This is a genomic window from Mesotoga sp. Brook.08.YT.4.2.5.2., from assembly GCF_003351125.1.
Classification (GTDB): Bacteria; Thermotogota; Thermotogae; order Petrotogales; family Kosmotogaceae; genus Mesotoga.
Map to the genome: position 1 here is coordinate 17,864 of NZ_JPGZ01000009.1, position 16,154 is coordinate 34,017.

The window sequence follows — 16,154 nt, forward strand, 5'->3', positions numbered from 1 at the left end:
TTCACCTGGAAAGAAAACTTTAGGTGTTTTCTGCAACGGAGACACGCTTCTGCAAGACAATCCTTGATGTAAATGAATGCGGAGATTCAAACTATTCAATTATCACCTGTCTTGTTTCTACACCCATTCTGAAGACAACTATAGCTGCAAATGTACTGAGAGCGGCCATAAAAATCATTACAACAAATACGCTACCGGTGGCTCCCATTAAAGTGCTGGTGAAATAGGGCGCGATAATTCCTGCTGACCTTGCCATAGCTCCTGAAGTACCGTTTCCAAGGCCACGCATCTCGGTTGGATATAATTCAGGGGTATAAGCGTATACCATGCCCCAAGCTCCAAGAACGAATAGAGAAATCAGAACGCTGGCGAAAAGAAGAAGCGAAGAGCTGCTTACAAAAGCCATCACAATAGACGATACTGCCATTCCCGCAAAAAAGAATGTGAGAGATGGCCTTCTACCGAACCTCTCTATAAGAAGCGCTGCGGCAAGATATCCTGGAAGTTGCATGATAAGCATGAAAAAGGTGTACCAGAGAGATGAAACTGGGGTGAGCCCTTTCGACATGAAAATCTTTGGAGCCCAAGTATAGATTCCGTAGTACACAAAGCTAACCGAGAACCAGCTTATCCATATCATGATTGTTCTTCTCGCAAGACCGTTTCTAAAAAGCCCCAGAATAGGCTGCTTTTGGCGTTGGTGCATCTCAACTTCTTCATCTATACTCGTCGAAAGAATCTTTTCCAGAGCTGATTTTCCCTTCTTCATGAATTCATATTTTGGACTCTCAGGAAGAAGAAAGGATACGAATATAAGGGGAATACTGAAGAAGGCAAGCAAATAGTATGACCACTGCCATCCAAGGGATTCCAGCGTTAACATTGTGAATCCACCTATCAAGATACTTCCAATTGCCCAGCTAGATTCCAGGAGAGCAAGATAAAGGCCCCTGATTCTGATGGACGAGAATTCGGTAAGGTAGGCGTTTACAACAGGCAACAATCCGCCATAACCAAATCCTGAGATAAATCTTCCCAGGGAGAACACTCTCATTGAGTTAGAAGCGCCGGTGAGTCCTGTTGAAAATCCGGCGATCAACAAAAGAACAAGATTAGTCCACTTTCTTCCGAATCTATCAGAAATTGCACCGGAGAATAGGGCTCCAAGAAGCATACCTGCAAATACGGAACTCGCCATCATGTTCTGGCTTCCAACAGTTCCAGCGAGATCGTCAACAATAGAAGGAAGAGTCAGGGAGGTAATCATCACCCCTCCGGCCACAAGCATCCATTCCATTGATGTCAAGAGAAGCATTCGTCTTCTTCTACCGGAAGTGATATATTTCTGAATGACTTCGTCTATGTTCATTCGCTTACCCCTCTACTTGGCAAAAAAGCCCCTCTCCTCCAGCATGTTTCTGATACTCCCCAGTACCTCTTCAGAGTCCGCCTCAATAGTGTGAAGGTGAACTCCGTCTTTTGAAAGACTAAGAAGAGGAAGTGCATCTGATGCTTTCAAAGCAGATACGAACCTGTTTAGATGATCTATGCTTGATAGATTAAGCTGACCTTTGAGTTCACCATAGACTGCGTGAATCACGCTGACATCAATTACGCGTCCTCCAGCTCTTATTATTGCTGAAAGTTCCTCGTAGATATCCTTTTCCTCGTGTTTTACGGAGACAACCATTCTTAAACTCTTTCTTCCGTCAAGAACATATCCTCTCGGAGTAGAGACGATTCTATAGCCTCTTTCCCTTAGCTCGTCAACATCCTTTACGATCATCTGTCTACTAACGCCTGTTTCAGCTGCCAGAGTCTGTCCCTTTACCGGAACGGTAGAAGCTTCAAGAGTCTCTAAGATGTGTTTGTGTCGCGAAGATCTCTCCACCACCTCACCCCCAGCATAAAGCTAATTATAGCAGCTACTTTACAGTAATTCAGTCTAAAAAAATATGCCCGGAAGGACATATCGTGAATTAAGAATCCACGGAAAACTCTGGTGGCAAGGGACGGAATCGAACCGTCGACACACGGATTTTCAGTCCGCTGCTCTACCTGCTGAGCTACCTCGCCATCAATCTGGTGGAAGCGACAGGGATCGAACCTGTGACCTTCTGCTTGTAAGGCAGACGCTCTTCCTCTGAGCTACGCTTCCACCTCTGGCGCCCTCACGGGGATTTGAACCCCGGTCGCCGGCGTGAAAGGCCAGTGTCCTAGGCCACTAGACGATGAGGGCCGAAGCACGAATTTATATTACACTATAAACCGTCCCCGGTCAAGAGGTCGATGCTTTTCTTTCGTGGCTTTCGCCGACTACTTTGGGTTCATAATCCGCCTAGGGTAGGGTTTTTTCATGATAGAATCTTGAAGAAAGGGGTGATCGTGATGCCGATTGACTTCAGAATGACAAAAAAAGGGCTGATTCTTCTCATTGACTCTTACAGAACCGTCGATGAATTGAGGCAAGACATCATGAAGAAGTTTGCTGACGCGAAGGATTTCTTTCGTGAAGGAGATGAGATCTCGCTCATGCTTACTCAAGATACAAGCAAACCGGATGACATCGTTAAGATCGTCTCGCTGTTGAGTGATCTTGGTGTCCACGTTAAGGACATACTCGTGGGTAGTATGGAGCAGAAGGATGTGAAAGTCGGTCAGAAGTATGATCTTGTTAGAGAGAAGATTACTGAAGTCCGAGGAGCTCAGATCATTAGGCGTAATCTCAGATCAGGACAGATAGTTGTTCACAATTATGATGTTGTGGTGGTTGGCAATGTTCATCCCGGTGCAGAGGTAATCGCCGGTGGTAGTGTTGTAATATTTGGAAGTGCAAGAGGGGTTGTTAGAGCCGGTTACTCTCAGGGTGAAATCGGGATAATCGCAGCGATCGATTTGCAGCCTTCACTGATCCAGATTGGGAATTTCATAACTCAGGAATACGATCGTTTTGATAAGCCTGCCGTGGCACACGTAAGGACGGGCAGGATAGTAGTTGAAGAGGCGGACAATGTTAAGTTTGAAGTAAAGGGGGAGGCGAATTGAGTTTAGCCAGGTTATTGATTAATCTCTCCAATGCCTTTGGACCTGTGGGATACGAAGATGAGGTCCATTCGGTAATTAGGGAAGCGATAGGTCCGTTTGTGGATGAGACCTATACAGACGAAATTGGAAATCTGATTGCAGTTAAGAAAGGAAGTGGGAAGAGAATAGGCGTATTCACTCATGTTGACGAGGTATCGCTTGTGATTTCGAGAGTCGATGAAAGAGGGTTTGCAAGGTTTGAAGAGCTAGGAGGCGTCGATCCTAAGGTATTGATTTCTCAGAAGGTTAAGATCAGGAGCAGAGATGGAAAGGAAAGATCAGGAGTAATTGGAATGTTGGCTCCCCACCTTCAGAAAAGGGAGACAAGAGGAGAAGTCCCTTCTTTCGATGAGCTCTTCATTGATGCTTCGATTAATCCGGATTATGAGAAGATAGGTGTTGGCGATCTTGCAGTAGTAGACATTTTAGCGTTTGAGATGAACGGCAAGGTTGCTGGGAAAGCTCTTGACGACAGAGCGTGTGCAGCGATAAGCATAGAGACTGCAAGAGAGCTCTCGAAATACAGTACAACTCCTACCGTCTATTTCGTGTTCACAACAAGAGAAGAAGTCGGGGCAATAGGAGCAAAGGGCGCCGCTGAAGCTTTGGAAATCGATCTTGGTGTTGCCATGGATGTTACTCACCATGACAAAGAGAACGATGTCGAACTTGGAAAGGGTCCGGCCTTAACTGTTGGAGGCCCGAATATCCACAAGAAGTACTTTGAGTTACTCGATAAACATGCGAAAGACAATGAAATCAAAGTTCAATATGACTTCACCTCAGGTAGAACGGGAACTGATGCAGACAATGTCCAAATAGCCGGCACCGGAGTTCCAACGCTTCTGCTTTCTCTCCCTGAAATGTTCATGCACACTCCAGTCGAAGTAGTTCAAGTTAGTGATGTTGCAGGAACGGCCAGATTACTTGCAGGATTTTTCATATCACTGAAGGGGGCTGAGGAGCAATGAAGCTAGAACGCCTGAAAGACCTTTGTGAACTCCCGGGAATATCAGGTTTTGAGGAAAAAGTCTCTTCCTTCATCAGGAGCATTGTCGAGCCAAGAGTCGATTCGATCTGGACCGATACAGTTGGAAACCTAATTGCGGAGAAAAAAGGGACGGGGAAGAGTTCTAAGAAGCTTATGCTTCTTGCTCATACCGATGAGGTTGGTCTTATGGTGAAGAAGATCAATGAAGACGGCACACTCTCTTTCACCAGTGTAGGAGGAGTCGATCCAAGAGTATTGATGGGTAAAAAGGTTTTGGTGGGAAAGGATTTTGTTCCTGGGGTGATAGGGTTTGAAGCCATACACACTCAGGATCCAACCGCTTTGCTTAAAACACCAAGCATGGGCAAACTGAGAATCTATTTGGGTTATTCAAAGAAGGAAGAGGCTCAGAAGAACCATCGCATTGGAGACCCAGTATTCTTCGATACTCAGTACGAAGAGATTGGCGACTATGCGATTGCGAAATCATTTGACGACAGGACGGGGTGCGAAGTATTAATAAGGATTCTTGAGAGCCTTGAAGGGTACCGTCTGGATTTTGATGTCTATTTCGCCTGGGTGGTCCAAGAAGAGGTTGGTCTGAGGGGAAGCGGGGTCGCGGCGAAACAGATAAAGCCGGACGCAGCTCTTGTGTTCGAGAACACTACGGCTGGAGACAACCCGGAGCTTCCTGATTACAGGTGGGCCACAAGTCTTGGAAGAGGCCCCGTCTTAACATTTGCCCACAGTGGATTGGTGCTAGATAAGAGGATACTCGACACAATCGTGGATACTGCTAAGAAAAACTCAATAGAATTCCAGTACAAGAGCAGGATAGCTGGGGGTACTGATGCAGCTAGGCTTGCAAGAGTAATTTCGGGTATACCGTCAGGTGTTATCTCGACTCCTTCGAGATACATACATTCTCCAACTTCTGTAATAAACGTCAATGATTTTCTCGGAGTGGTAAAACTCGCCAGTTTACTAGTTAAGGAAGGGAAGGTGCTGTCTAGATGAAAAAGCTGATTGAGAAACTGGTTACGATTAGTTCTCCCAGTGGTAGGGAGGATGCTATAAGGGAAGCGATCGCCGAAGAGATCAAACCATACGTTGATAGCATGAAGATAGATCCGTTAGGCAATCTTGTTGCTCTGAAGAAAGGAAAGAGTGGCAAGAAGCTGTTATTTGACGGTCACATGGACGAAATCGGTGTCGTGGTCACACATATCGACTCAAATGGTTTTCTCAGGATTGATTCGATAGGTGCGCTGTCTCCATATATGCTTTTGGGTTCGAGATTGATTTTTGAGACAGGAGCATCAGGTGTCGTTGACCTAGAAGGTGAGACGATCAAAGAGCTCGGGGAGAGCATCAAGAATCTTGATTTCGACCACATTTTCGTTGACATCGGAGCAATAGATAAGAGTGATGCAGAGAGGAAGGCACCGATCGGGACTTTTGGAACATATGATTCAGAGTTCATCGATCTTGGAAAGAGACTCATCTCGAAATCTATGGACGACAGGATCGCCTGTGCAATTATGATACAGGTCTTGAAAGAGCTAAAGGATCCCAAAGACGATGTTTACTTTGTCTTCGCCGTTCAGGAAGAAGTTGGACTAGTGGGTGCAAGTGTCGCTGCATTTGATATTATGCCAGATATGGCTGTTGCAGTAGATGTTACCACAGGACCCGACACCCCGAAATCTTTGAAGAGAATGGGATTCAAACTTGGAGAAGGACCTACGATAAAGATAAAGGATCGCGGAAGCATAAGCTCTTCGAGAGTAGTATCTAGATTGAAGGAGATTGCTGAGAAAAAGGAGATTCCCACTCAGTATGAGGTCTTGATTTTTGGAGGCACTGACGCTAGAGGTTACCAGACGACCGGAAGAGGAATAGCCTCAGGAACGGTCTCGGTTCCTTGCAGATACGTGCACTCGCCTCACGAGATGGTTGATTATGATGATGTTCTTAATGCGGTTCGTCTGTTAAAGGCACTTGCTGAAGAAGGAGTGGAATGAGAAGAATCACATTTACCAGTGAATCAGCTGAAAGGTGTCAGTTGATTTTTGGGAAGGCTTTTGCTGGAAGACTTCCAGAGTCCCTGAAAATAGTAGACTCTGGTTTTAGAAAGGTTTTTGGCGAAAGACTGGAAGACGAATACTTGATGCCCGGTGGAGAACATGTGAAGTCAGTTGACAGAGTGTTCGAAATATATCAGGCTATAAGGGCATCGAGAAGAAACGCAATAACAGCCGTTGGAGGAGGTTCTCTCATCGATCTGGTAGGTTATGCGTCATCAGGTCATACCGATATTGAGAAGCTCTTCCTCTTTCCTACGACGACAGTTAGTCAGGTGATGCCTGCGCTGAAAGGATTCAGGGTGAATTTCGAGTTTGTGAAGGACCTTCTCTCTTTCAACTGTCTCCCGGACAAAGTCTTCATTGATTTTGAGGTCAGTTACAGAGAGTATGCTTGCTCGTCCAAGAGTGTTCTGATCTTTCCTTTGCTGGTTGCCCTTTCGTTTGATAATAGGCTTTTCAAGTATCTTTTTAACGTTGTGGTCTCTGGTAAAGATATCTCTGCTGAGCAATGGGAAGATATTGTTTTCTCGTCAGTGAAAGCTTATCTTAAGGGAATTGAAACTGGCAGATTCGTTGTAGGCACGGAAATTGGAAGGCTTATTGAAACTGCTTCTAGGCTTAAGGCTGGATATGATTCTTCACTTCTATTTGGAGCCATGATGGAATTACGTCTGGCCGAGAAATTTGGTACAGGGGATAGTAGTGTGACAGAAGACTTTTTTAGAGTGGTGAAATTGCTGTGGGACAGTAGATGGTCTTCCAGAATTGATATGTCGTCCTTGGTTGACTTGGTCGAACAGAAAGGTGGTGTAAGAATCAGTACTCCTGACGGAAATCTCGACAAGACTTACTTCGTGGGGTGTTCTATATTTGAGAGATTTGTCAGGGAAAAGACCTGGAGGGGATTGGAGAATTTTGTATGAGCGAAGTATCGCATGATTATGTTCTGAAGACTCTTATCGTTATCGTTCTTGCATTGTCGGCAGTTGTCATGACGCTTGGAGGATATGCTATTTTTCTCCGGGAGGAAAACAGAAAGTCGGAACTCATAATTGAGGAAATCAGAAGTTCTGTGCTTTCTCAGGGGATCGATCAGCCTGAACAGCCGGACAATCCCGTACAATTTCCCACAGGAACACAGGTTGTCAGAGAGACAATATCGATTCCAGAAACTCAGAACTTCTTTCTTGAGGTATTCGACTATAGGCGGCTAATACTGAACTCCTTCGACTTTCTTGCAGAAGGTTCCGAGTTTGGTTATGTTGTTGTGGAAGAAGATACAGCATTCAAGTTGTGCGTGGAGAAAGGTCTCGGGAAGTACTTTATCACCAGGGTGGGGGATAGTTTTGGCGTGATGTTTCTGGGGAAGAACCCACTTGACGGACTTTATGACTCAAAGACGGCTTATGGAATTCAACTCGTATCGCACACAGTCTCAGATGGGATAGCACCACAAGTAATGGATCTGAGGAGTGCAGGTTACCCTGCCTTTGTGTATAAGTCAATAACCGCGGACGGGAGAACATTCTATGCAGCTGTTTTAGGGATTTTCCCTGATGCGGCAGCGGCCAGAGAGTACTCTTCATCAGTCGACGTTCAGGCACTCCAGAGGATAACGGGCTGGAATATCACTGACAGGTTTCCGAGGCAGTTGAGATGAGGAAGATTTCGGTCAAGGAGTTACAGATAATCGGATCAATTGTGATACTAGTGCTCATGGGGTTTGTGGCCCTCTCAGGGTATAGCGGTAGCAACTCAACGGCCATCGGTGAAAACTCTGATAAACCGAAGTCGGTTAGCTTCCCTATTGATTTGAACTCTTGCTCGGAGAAGGAGCTGGAGCTGTTGCCGGGGATAGGCCCTGCCAAGGCCCGAGCAATAGTCGATTACAGAGCTACGTCCGGTCCGTTTTTTTCCATTGACGATCTTCTTCTTGTCAGGGGAATTGGTGAAAAGACCCTGAGTAACTTGAGAGAAATGGTGACCGTTTCCGGTCAGCTGTATTCCAACGCAGAAGGAGTGGTTTTAATCGACATAAACACGGCTTCCTCTCAGTCTCTTCAGAAAATTCCAGGAATCGGTGAAGCTAAGGCAGCTGCTATAATCGAATACAGGGAACTCAAGGGACCCATAATAACTGAGGAAGACCTTCTCAATGTACCTGGAATCGGACCTTCCATACTTCCTGAGATACTTGCTGCCATTATTCCTCTTATCGGGGCTGAAGAACAATCCGGTTCGAGAAAGGTGAATGTTAATAACGCAGATGTGGAAGACCTCTGTAAGCTTCCAGGCATCGGGCCCGTGCTTGCTCAGAGAATAGTTGACACGCGTGCTCATTTCGGTCCATTTCGTTCGTGCGATGATCTGGCTAAGGTAAGTGGAATTGGTGATAAGACCATTGCCAGTTTGAAGGAGCTGGTTGAGTTTTGAATCTGCTTCATGTTTGCTGCGCACCGGATCTAGTTAGTTCTGTTTTGAAGAGAGAGGAACTGAAGCATTCAATGCTGCTTTTCTATAATCCGAATATCTATCCTGAAGAAGAGTTCTTCAAAAGATATCATGCTTTCCGAAGAGTCTGTCAAGAAATGGGAGTTGAGTGTCCTGAACCAGACTACAGCCCCGAGGACTTCTCTGCTATTCATGATTCCTTTGAAGATGAGCCGGAAGGGGGCATGAGATGTACGAAATGTATAGAATTAAGGTTGAGAAAGGCAGCGGAAGCTGCAAAATCCTTAGGTGCCAAGAGCTTCAGTACCACGCTTCTTGCAAGCCCCCAGAAGCCAATTTATCTGATCTGTCAGATTGGGCAGAAAGTTTCGGAATCGTTTGATTTGGAGTTCATTTCGGAAAACCTAAGACTAGAAAGGGGAAAGCTAAATCAGTTTTTGGGTAATGTCTATGTCCAGAATTACTGTGGCTGCAAATCTAGTCTCAAGGAAATTGTCCAGACCAGAGAGATCAAGAAAAGGAGAGATAAAGAGGCGCTAGAGAGAGACTTTTCATGCTTCGCCGATCTCTGGAGATTCAGAGGTGCCGTAATTTCTCGAAGCAGCATCCCCGTTGAAGAGGTCTCCGTGTTGAAAGAGCTGATAACTCTCATTAAGCCTTGTGCACTTCTTGATGATGTCGAAGATGTTTCACTACAAGGCAAAAGATGGTTGAAAACCGGGAGTTACAACTGCCGGATAATCAGGGAGAAGAAGTAATGGATACTCTGGCAAAAAGAATCAGATCACTGGGGGAAGAGTGTGGAATGGTCTTTCGCCTGGTCGACGAAAAAGGGATTCCTTATGATGGGGAGTTGGAATTTGATATCCCTCAGCTCATAATCGCGCTTTCAAAAGCTACGGGTTCGAGAAGCTCAACGGTTGTGAATGGGACGCAGATTACCGCTCTATATCTTGATGGAATTAGAAAGAGTTCTTATCTCATAGTGCTCGGTGAGTTCCTTGAAGACAACGCATATAGGCTTTTGAAAACGGTTATCGAGTCCCATGAGGCGAACCTGTGATTGAATTCACTTTGAAACCTGCGGGTCTAATTGATCTTGATTCGACACTTGACTGTGGTCAGACTTTTCGATGGCGAAAAGAAGGAGACTGGTGGAAGGGAGTTGTTCGAGATACAGTTCTCTTCCTGAAAGAGGACTCAGATGGAATTATCGTCAGATCTTCCTCCAAATCTTTGCTCGGAAAAGATATCTATGAGGAAATTGGGAACTACCTTGGACTTGGGGATAATCTGGAGGAGATTCACTCTATAATTCTGGAAAGACTGAAGTGTTTTGATCAAAGGGTTAGAATAGTGTCTGAAAAGGCTCTCAAGGAAGCCGAAGGACTGAGAATACTAAGGCAAGATCCTTTTGAGATGGTTGTGGAGTATATTCTCTCAACTAGAAACAGCATTCCTATGATTCGATGGATGAGCGACAAACTATCGGAACTCTTTCCCGAAAACAGGATCGATCTATGTCAGGAGAGTTACTACACGTTTCCTTCATTGGAGCAGGCCAAGGGAATCTCAGCAGAAGCTCTGACCGAGCTCAAAATCGGTTTCAGGGTTCCGTGGCTTATGAAACTCTTTTCAGACATAGAGACAGAAGGGTATTTCTCACGGCTTTCTTCACTGGCTGCTGAAGACTTGCTCGAAGAATTGATGAAGCATGACGGCATTGGTTACAAGGTAGGTAGCTGTGTAATGCTCTTTGCCTACGGTAAGCTGAGCGCCTTCCCGGTAGATATCTGGGTGAGCAGAGTGATGAAAGATCTGTTCGCGCTGGACGGTTCAACAAAAAAGGTAATGCAGTTTGGAATGGATTCCTTCTTTCCTTATGGAGGGTACTATCAAGAAGCACTATTCAGGTACTATAGAACTCACAAACTAGGAAGAGAGAAGAAATGAGGATAAATGTTATCGGTGGAGGACTGGCCGGTTCTGAAGTTGCTTTGAGCCTCGCGGATTTCGGAAAAGAGGTAATGATTTTCGAGATGAGACCTGCCAGGAAAACCGATGTTCATCAAACGGAAGACTTTGCGGAACTAGTATGCAGCAACTCTTTGAAATCTAAGTCACTGGACAATGCATCGGGCCTGTTGAAGGAAGAGGGTCTGCTAATTGGCTCCCGACTTCTGGAAGCCGCCCACCGTCATAGAGTACCTGCGGGAAAGGCTTTGGCAGTAAACAGAGAGACCTTTGCAAGAGAGATCACTAGGAGGATAGAGAACCACCCACTTATCAGTGTTCGGAGAGAAGAGGTGTGCCAGCTAGACATCTCCGGGTCAGTCAATATAGTGTGTACCGGCCCACTAACTTCTGAATGCCTTGAGAATTATCTAGGTGAACTGTTCGGCAACGCACTCTTTTTCTTTGATGCTGTAGCTCCAATAGTCGCTTCGGATTCGGTAAACTTCGAGAGAGCCTTTGTTGCTGACAGATATTCCGACACCGGAGACTACGTGAACTGCCCTCTTACGACTGAGGAGTACGAAGTTTTCTGGAAGGAGATTGTATCGGCAGAAGTTTTGGAGATCGAAAACTTCTCGGATCGATTTCTCTTCGAACGCTGCCAGCCTGTTGAAGAGATAGCGCGAAGCGGAAAAGAAGCTCTGAGATTTGGTCCAATGAAGCCGGTGGGACTGACCGATCCTGCAACGGGAGAAGAACCTTTTGCGGTTGTTCAGCTTAGAAAGGAAAATCTCTCAGGTTCACTGTTAAGTCTTGTTGGGTTTCAAACGAGGCTGAAATGGAGCGAGCAGAAGAGAATCCTAGGACTTATCCCAGCTCTAAGGAACGCCGACATTGCCAGATATGGAGTAATGCACAGGAACACCTTCCTCGATTCACCCAAGCTTCTGAATCCCGATCTTCAGTCCAAAGATTACCAAGGGCTGTTCTTTGCAGGACAGATTTGCGGTCTTGAAGGATACGTGGAGGCAATAGTCTCCGGAAGGCTTGTGGCAATCAATGTCAATCGATTTGTTGACGGTCGCAGAACGTTAATTCCTCCGAAGGAGACAATGCTTGGAGGGCTGGTCAACCATGTAACAGTATCTGGCAGGAGTCCCTTAAGGCCAGTCTATGCGAATTTTGGTCTTCTACCGGAGATAAGGATGAGAGATAAGAGAGAGAAGAATAGAAGAAAGGTATTAAGAGCGCAAGAGCAGATGGAGCATTTCCTGAAAGAGGTGAGAAAGTGATATACAGAAGCAAACCCGTCTTTTCGAGTAGACCGTGGGGTGATAGTGATTTGAACACCATCTACGGAGTAGATTCTGAAGAACCGATAGGAGAAGTTTGGCTTCTGTCAGATACAGCTAATATGAAGACTAGTCTTGAGTCAAGCTCTTCAAGACTGAATCCTGAAGATGTTACTGAAGAGCTTTGCGGACGAGCTTTGCCTAGGCTTCCTTTGATGGTTAAATATATCTCGGCAAAGGAATGGCTTTCAGTCCAGGTTCATCCTGATGATGAATTTGCCCGTCGCATTGAAGGAGAACCATGGGGTAAGAGCGAATGCTGGTATTTCTTAACAAATGGTCAGGTGCTTGCAGGGTTAAAGAAAAAAACCGAGACAATCGACATCAGAGAGAAAGACCTGAATCACATCAGTCTTAATAAGGGAGATCTTCTGGCTTTGCCTGCAGGTGTCGTACACGCAATAGGGCCGAGTTCTAAGCTGATCGAGATTCAGCAGAACAGTGACACAACGTACAGGCTCTTCGACTGGAACAGGGGTCGGGATCTTCATCTTGACAAGGCAATCAAAGTAATTAAGCCGTCTGTTAATCCAGAATACTGTAAGAACATGAAGAGTTTTCAGTGGAAATACTTTTCGATAGAGAAGACAGTAACATTCTCCGGTACTGGAATATGTGTCACAATTGAGGAAAGACCTAATCTATATGTGGTTATCAATGATAATGTTGAATCCCAAATGCCATTTCTTGCTATCACTTTGGGACCATTTTGGAGTGAGGACTTGTGAAGCACATTTTGGTTCTTGCCTTTATATTGACCGTTTCAGCTCTTGCCTTTTCTGTTGACAAAACGGATTTGCTTCTTTCGAAGAACTACCTTATGGATATTCAATCACTTGACAGCAGAGATTTGGAAACGAAGGCTTATCTTACGTTAGCCGTGGGTCTGAAGTACAGAGAGACTATCCAACCAAACTACAAGGTTTGGTTTAGTAATCTTTACTCAGAGCTTCAAGGAGAGGTACTTCCTCCGTACCTTCAGGAAGCCATCGAGGTGGTCTACCAGTTAGTCGCTGTTTCAACTGTCTCTGCGTTGAATATGCTCTATTCGTCTGAAAGCGAGGACCATCTCTTGAAGGCGGTATCTCTGAGAGCCTTCTTCTATGATTGGGTTGATACAAGAGATCCGAGATCGGCAAAGCAGATCGAGGAGACGGCAAATGAGTTGATTGACGCTCGACCCGGGCAGTATTTCCCATACAAAGCTTTGCTGGAGTTGTATTCCAGCATCGGCTCAATGGATATTGAAAGGTTAATGGAAATCCGAGAAACGGTATTCTCTGAAAACCTTCAGGGACTGCTCGGAGACGATCTTATCGAAAGTGAATTTGTCTCAGGGCTTACAGAGGTGGTTATAGAGGACTTTTCGAGGCTGGAAACAGAGGATCCACTTTCCAGCTATTATGTGGCGATGTCCTATCTGCAACTTGGTGAAGTACCTCAAGCTTGGGAGATCTTAGACTCCCTCGATCTGAATCAGATTCCTCCCAGATTTGCGTCTAATGCTTCGATGGTAATTGGAGACATCTACCTTGAAGATGGTGACTTTGAAGAAGCAATTGAGCGCTATCAGGAGGCAGTACGTTTTTGGCCGAACAACTCAAGGGCTATTAGGAATCTTGGAATGGCCTATTATGAGACGAAAGATCGAGACTACTATGATTTAGCTAGGTTCTATCTTCAGCTGAGTGGATTCGAAGATTATGATTATGCAGTAAGTTCTGCACTGAAGGAGTTAAGGCGAAGAGTAATCTTTGAACTGGCGCTTGTTACAGTAGTCCCGCTTACTGCCGTAGTAGTCCTGGGGCTCTTTCTGTTAGAATACTTTAGTAGAAAGAGAAAGAGTTCACAAGAGAGAAAGGCGATGAAAGAAGACGGAGGAAATGATGAGAATTGATGTTCTTGACAAAGGGTTCGTCGAGCTTGTAGACCGAATGGGAGATGACTACTCAGCGGTTCAGGCAGCTAGGGTAAGTTATGGTAAGGGCTTAACTAGCAAAGATAGAGATGATCGCCTAATTCGTTATTTGATGGAGCATGGTCACCACTCCCCTTTTGAACACATAGTGTTCAAGTTCCACTTGAAGCTACCGATTTTCGTTATGAGACAGCTCGTGAGACACAGAATAGCGTCAATAAATGAGCGAAGCGGAAGATATACTGAGTTCTCTGATGAGTGGTATCTGCCAGATTCCATAAGGACTCCAGACGGCGAAAACAAACAGGGTTCAGTGGAATGTGCAGATAAGGCAATCACTCAAAAGGCGATTGCAATAATCGAAGAAGCCTATAAGAACGCTTTTGTCGCTTATAGTAGACTCATAGAAATGGGCGTTGCGAAAGAGATGGCGAGAATTGTACTGCCCACATCTATGTACACAGAGGCGTACTGGACTATCAATGGAAGGTCGATTATGAATTTCCTAAATCAGAGAGCAGATTCTCATGCTCAGCCAGAAATCCAACTGTATGCTAGTGCAATCGCAGAGATTTTCGAAGCTAAATGTCCGGTAGTATATGATGCTTTCATCAGGTACAACTATACAGGTGATCTTCTGAATAAGGAGGTTAGGGGATGAGACTTGCCAATATCATCCGGTTACTTGATTGCGAGATACTGAATAATGTAACTGAAGATCCTGAAATAGAGTCGGTAGGAGCTGCAGATCTGATGAGTGATGTGCTTGCTTTTGGAGGACCTGGAATGATTCTGGTAACAGGCCTGAATTCTCCTCAATGTGTTAGAACTGCCTCAGTGGTTGGAGCCGCTGCAGTGTTGATAATAAGGAAAAGAAATGTTCCTGAGACCACGATTCATCTGGCTCAAGAACTTGAGATGCCTTTGATTCACGCAAGAATGTCGATGTACAGGACTTGCGGAATTCTTTATAGAGAGGGTCTTGGAGATTCACTAGAAGAAGGGAAGAACTTTGACTGAACGAAGTGTTGACGACCTCCTTGAAAAGTTAAGAGGGTTATTTGTAGATATAACGGCAAAAGACATAATGTTGAAGAGCGTTATCACGCTAACCAAAGATAGAACGATGTGGCAGGCGAAAGAACTGATGAGGATCTGCAAGATATCAGGAGTTCCCATTACCGATGCCGATAACCAGCTGGAAGGCATAGTGAGTATAGAGGACATTATTGTTGCTCTGGAGGGCAACTACATAACTGATTCGATTGAAAAGCATATGACAAGGGATTTAGTTACACTCTCTCCAGAGATGAATCTTGAGGCACTGATTGAGAAGTTCAACAGATACAGATACGGGAGATTCCCAGTTGTTGATTCCGAAGGGAAGCTCATCGGAATAATTACAAAGAAGGATATTATCGGAGCCATTCTTGATAAATTCAGGCTAATCTACGTTCACGATACCCGACGAAGGGAAGTTCTGGAGAGAAGTGTTGACTGGTTTGATAAGTCTCTTATTTCGGGAGATGCCGTTGAGAAAAAGAGTGCTGACTTCGTATTCCATATTGATTATTCGGAAATTGACATGGCCGGAGTTGGATCTGCGAAACTGAAGAGCTATCTGAAGACGCTTACAGATGACGACAATCTGATACGGAGAGTATCAATCGCCTGTTATGAAGCTGAAGTGAACGTCGTAATTCATAGCGGTAGCGAAGGTTATATCTTCGCCTGGTACGATGAGGCCCTGGTAAGAGTGAGAGTTGAAGACTATGGAAGAGGTATTGAAAACGTGGAGCAGGCAATCAAGGAAGGATTCTCCACGGCGTCTGATCACATTCGCGAGCTGGGTTTTGGAGCGGGGATGGGCCTTCCGAACATGAGAAGGTACTCAGACAAAATGGTTGTAGTATCTGAGACGGGAAAAGGGGTTGTGGTTGAAATGCACTTCTATCGAAATGGGAGGAAATGACATGAGATTGAGCGAACTGGTTGACAAATGTGGGACAAAAGTAGTCACAGACTTACCTCTCGAGGCTGACATATCGGATGCTTACATTGGAGACTTGCTTAGCGACGTAATGGGAAATGCCCCATCGAATTCTATCTGGTTGACTGTTCAGTCTCATATGAATATTCTGGCAGTTGCCACTATTGTAGGGGTCAAAGCAATTGTGTTGTGTAATGGTCTTCACTTCGACGACGCGACTATTAGAAAGGCCGAGGAAACGGGAATCGTCCTTATGGAAAGCGAAGAAACTACCTTCGATCTTGTTTACAGGCTAATAAAGAGTGGTTTCAAGGGCTGAAGTGTT

At 45.2% G+C, this 16,154-nt stretch carries 19 protein-coding genes and 3 tRNA genes; 17 read left to right on the forward strand and 5 right to left on the reverse strand.

The window, feature by feature from the left end:
- Window positions 1–91: 91 nt before the first annotated feature.
- The 5 genes from Q502_RS02195 to Q502_RS02215 form a co-directional block, all read right to left on the reverse strand.
- Complete coding sequence (locus Q502_RS02195) at window positions 92–1,369, reverse strand: MFS transporter (protein ID WP_099828749.1); 1,278 nt, start codon at window positions 1,367–1,369, stop codon at window positions 92–94.
- Window positions 1,370–1,381: 12 nt separating this feature from the next.
- Entirely contained in the window at window positions 1,382–1,891 is a 510-nt protein-coding gene (locus Q502_RS02200) for a transcription repressor NadR (protein WP_243392212.1), read from the reverse strand.
- A 109-nt stretch (window positions 1,892–2,000) separates the two neighbouring features.
- Window positions 2,001–2,076 (reverse strand) — tRNA-Phe (locus Q502_RS02205).
- A gap of 7 nt (window positions 2,077–2,083) precedes the next feature.
- Window positions 2,084–2,158 (reverse strand) — tRNA-Val (locus Q502_RS02210).
- Window positions 2,159–2,163: 5 nt separating this feature from the next.
- A tRNA-Glu gene (locus Q502_RS02215) sits at window positions 2,164–2,239 on the reverse strand.
- A gap of 149 nt (window positions 2,240–2,388) precedes the next feature.
- Here Q502_RS02215 and minC point away from each other — a divergent pair.
- Genes minC through Q502_RS02300 form a run of 17 tightly spaced genes read left to right on the forward strand, consistent with a single transcriptional unit; the run spans window position 2,389 to window position 16,148 of the window.
- Window positions 2,389–3,045, forward strand: a complete 657-nt coding sequence (gene minC, locus Q502_RS02220) for a septum site-determining protein MinC (protein WP_099828751.1) — start codon at window positions 2,389–2,391, stop codon at window positions 3,043–3,045.
- On the forward strand, window positions 3,042–4,055 hold the full coding sequence (locus Q502_RS02225) for a M20/M25/M40 family metallo-hydrolase (protein WP_099828752.1): 1,014 nt from the start codon (window positions 3,042–3,044) through the stop codon (window positions 4,053–4,055). Before minC ends, Q502_RS02225 begins: the two co-directional genes overlap by 4 nt.
- Window positions 4,052–5,092 carry a M42 family metallopeptidase gene (locus tag Q502_RS02230; protein WP_099828753.1) on the forward strand — a complete coding sequence of 347 codons (1,041 nt, stop codon included), beginning with the start codon at window positions 4,052–4,054 and terminating at the stop codon, window positions 5,090–5,092. Before Q502_RS02225 ends, Q502_RS02230 begins: the two co-directional genes overlap by 4 nt.
- A complete protein-coding gene (locus Q502_RS02235) occupies window positions 5,089–6,099 on the forward strand; it encodes a M42 family metallopeptidase (protein ID WP_099828754.1) in 1,011 nt (336 codons plus the stop codon). Before Q502_RS02230 ends, Q502_RS02235 begins: the two co-directional genes overlap by 4 nt.
- Window positions 6,096–7,085, forward strand: a complete 990-nt coding sequence (locus Q502_RS02240; protein ID WP_099828755.1) for a 3-dehydroquinate synthase — start codon at window positions 6,096–6,098, stop codon at window positions 7,083–7,085. Before Q502_RS02235 ends, Q502_RS02240 begins: the two co-directional genes overlap by 4 nt.
- Window positions 7,082–7,822: an SPOR domain-containing protein gene (locus tag Q502_RS02245; RefSeq protein WP_099828756.1), complete on the forward strand. Its 741-nt coding sequence runs from the start codon at window positions 7,082–7,084 to the stop codon at window positions 7,820–7,822. The genes Q502_RS02240 and Q502_RS02245 overlap by 4 nt, the downstream gene beginning before the upstream one ends.
- Entirely contained in the window at window positions 7,819–8,595 is a 777-nt protein-coding gene (locus Q502_RS02250; RefSeq protein ID WP_099828757.1) for a ComEA family DNA-binding protein, read from the forward strand. Before Q502_RS02245 ends, Q502_RS02250 begins: the two co-directional genes overlap by 4 nt.
- Window positions 8,592–9,371: an epoxyqueuosine reductase QueH gene (locus tag Q502_RS02255; protein WP_099828758.1), complete on the forward strand. Its 780-nt coding sequence runs from the start codon at window positions 8,592–8,594 to the stop codon at window positions 9,369–9,371. The genes Q502_RS02250 and Q502_RS02255 overlap by 4 nt, the downstream gene beginning before the upstream one ends.
- Window positions 9,371–9,676 (forward strand): hypothetical protein, encoded by a 306-nt coding sequence (locus tag Q502_RS02260; RefSeq protein ID WP_099828759.1) that lies wholly within the window; start codon window positions 9,371–9,373, stop codon window positions 9,674–9,676. Before Q502_RS02255 ends, Q502_RS02260 begins: the two co-directional genes overlap by 1 nt.
- Complete coding sequence (locus tag Q502_RS02265; RefSeq protein ID WP_099828760.1) at window positions 9,673–10,566, forward strand: DNA-3-methyladenine glycosylase; 894 nt, start codon at window positions 9,673–9,675, stop codon at window positions 10,564–10,566. Before Q502_RS02260 ends, Q502_RS02265 begins: the two co-directional genes overlap by 4 nt.
- Window positions 10,563–11,861, forward strand: coding sequence for a methylenetetrahydrofolate--tRNA-(uracil(54)-C(5))-methyltransferase (FADH(2)-oxidizing) TrmFO (trmFO, locus tag Q502_RS02270; protein WP_099828761.1), 1,299 nt, complete (start codon window positions 10,563–10,565; stop codon window positions 11,859–11,861). Before Q502_RS02265 ends, trmFO begins: the two co-directional genes overlap by 4 nt.
- Window positions 11,858–12,649, forward strand: a complete 792-nt coding sequence (locus tag Q502_RS02275) for a type I phosphomannose isomerase catalytic subunit (protein ID WP_099828762.1) — start codon at window positions 11,858–11,860, stop codon at window positions 12,647–12,649. Before trmFO ends, Q502_RS02275 begins: the two co-directional genes overlap by 4 nt.
- Window positions 12,646–13,818 (forward strand): tetratricopeptide repeat protein, encoded by a 1,173-nt coding sequence (locus Q502_RS02280; RefSeq protein ID WP_243392213.1) that lies wholly within the window; start codon window positions 12,646–12,648, stop codon window positions 13,816–13,818. The genes Q502_RS02275 and Q502_RS02280 overlap by 4 nt, the downstream gene beginning before the upstream one ends.
- Window positions 13,808–14,500: an FAD-dependent thymidylate synthase gene (thyX, locus tag Q502_RS02285; protein WP_099828763.1), complete on the forward strand. Its 693-nt coding sequence runs from the start codon at window positions 13,808–13,810 to the stop codon at window positions 14,498–14,500. The genes Q502_RS02280 and thyX overlap by 11 nt, the downstream gene beginning before the upstream one ends.
- Window positions 14,497–14,859 carry a hypothetical protein gene (locus Q502_RS02290; protein ID WP_099828764.1) on the forward strand — a complete coding sequence of 121 codons (363 nt, stop codon included), beginning with the start codon at window positions 14,497–14,499 and terminating at the stop codon, window positions 14,857–14,859. Before thyX ends, Q502_RS02290 begins: the two co-directional genes overlap by 4 nt.
- Window positions 14,852–15,811 carry a CBS domain-containing protein gene (locus tag Q502_RS02295; protein WP_099828765.1) on the forward strand — a complete coding sequence of 320 codons (960 nt, stop codon included), beginning with the start codon at window positions 14,852–14,854 and terminating at the stop codon, window positions 15,809–15,811. The genes Q502_RS02290 and Q502_RS02295 overlap by 8 nt, the downstream gene beginning before the upstream one ends.
- 1 nt (window position 15,812) lies before the next feature.
- On the forward strand, window positions 15,813–16,148 hold the full coding sequence (locus Q502_RS02300; protein WP_099828766.1) for an iron-sulfur binding hydrogenase: 336 nt from the start codon (window positions 15,813–15,815) through the stop codon (window positions 16,146–16,148).
- The last annotated feature ends 6 nt before the right edge of the window (window positions 16,149–16,154 follow it).

What these genes read in the sequence shown, in the direction of transcription:
- Q502_RS02245 (WP_099828756.1), top strand. Translation starts at nt 7,082, where the DNA reads ATGAGCGAAGTATCGCATGATTATGTTCTGAAGACTCTTATCGTTATC.
- Q502_RS02300 (WP_099828766.1), top strand. Translation starts at nt 15,813, where the DNA reads ATGAGATTGAGCGAACTGGTTGACAAATGTGGGACAAAAGTAGTCACA.
- thyX (WP_099828763.1), top strand. Translation starts at nt 13,808, where the DNA reads ATGAGAATTGATGTTCTTGACAAAGGGTTCGTCGAGCTTGTAGACCGA.
- Q502_RS02290 (WP_099828764.1), top strand. Translation starts at nt 14,497, where the DNA reads ATGAGACTTGCCAATATCATCCGGTTACTTGATTGCGAGATACTGAAT.
- minC (WP_099828751.1), top strand. Translation starts at nt 2,389, where the DNA reads ATGCCGATTGACTTCAGAATGACAAAAAAAGGGCTGATTCTTCTCATT.
- Q502_RS02260 (WP_099828759.1), top strand. Translation starts at nt 9,371, where the DNA reads ATGGATACTCTGGCAAAAAGAATCAGATCACTGGGGGAAGAGTGTGGA.
- Q502_RS02195 (WP_099828749.1), bottom strand. Translation starts at nt 1,369, where the DNA reads ATGAACATAGACGAAGTCATTCAGAAATATATCACTTCCGGTAGAAGA.
- Q502_RS02250 (WP_099828757.1), top strand. Translation starts at nt 7,819, where the DNA reads ATGAGGAAGATTTCGGTCAAGGAGTTACAGATAATCGGATCAATTGTG.
- trmFO (WP_099828761.1), top strand. Translation starts at nt 10,563, where the DNA reads ATGAGGATAAATGTTATCGGTGGAGGACTGGCCGGTTCTGAAGTTGCT.
- Q502_RS02235 (WP_099828754.1), top strand. Translation starts at nt 5,089, where the DNA reads ATGAAAAAGCTGATTGAGAAACTGGTTACGATTAGTTCTCCCAGTGGT.
- Q502_RS02230 (WP_099828753.1), top strand. Translation starts at nt 4,052, where the DNA reads ATGAAGCTAGAACGCCTGAAAGACCTTTGTGAACTCCCGGGAATATCA.
- Q502_RS02240 (WP_099828755.1), top strand. Translation starts at nt 6,096, where the DNA reads ATGAGAAGAATCACATTTACCAGTGAATCAGCTGAAAGGTGTCAGTTG.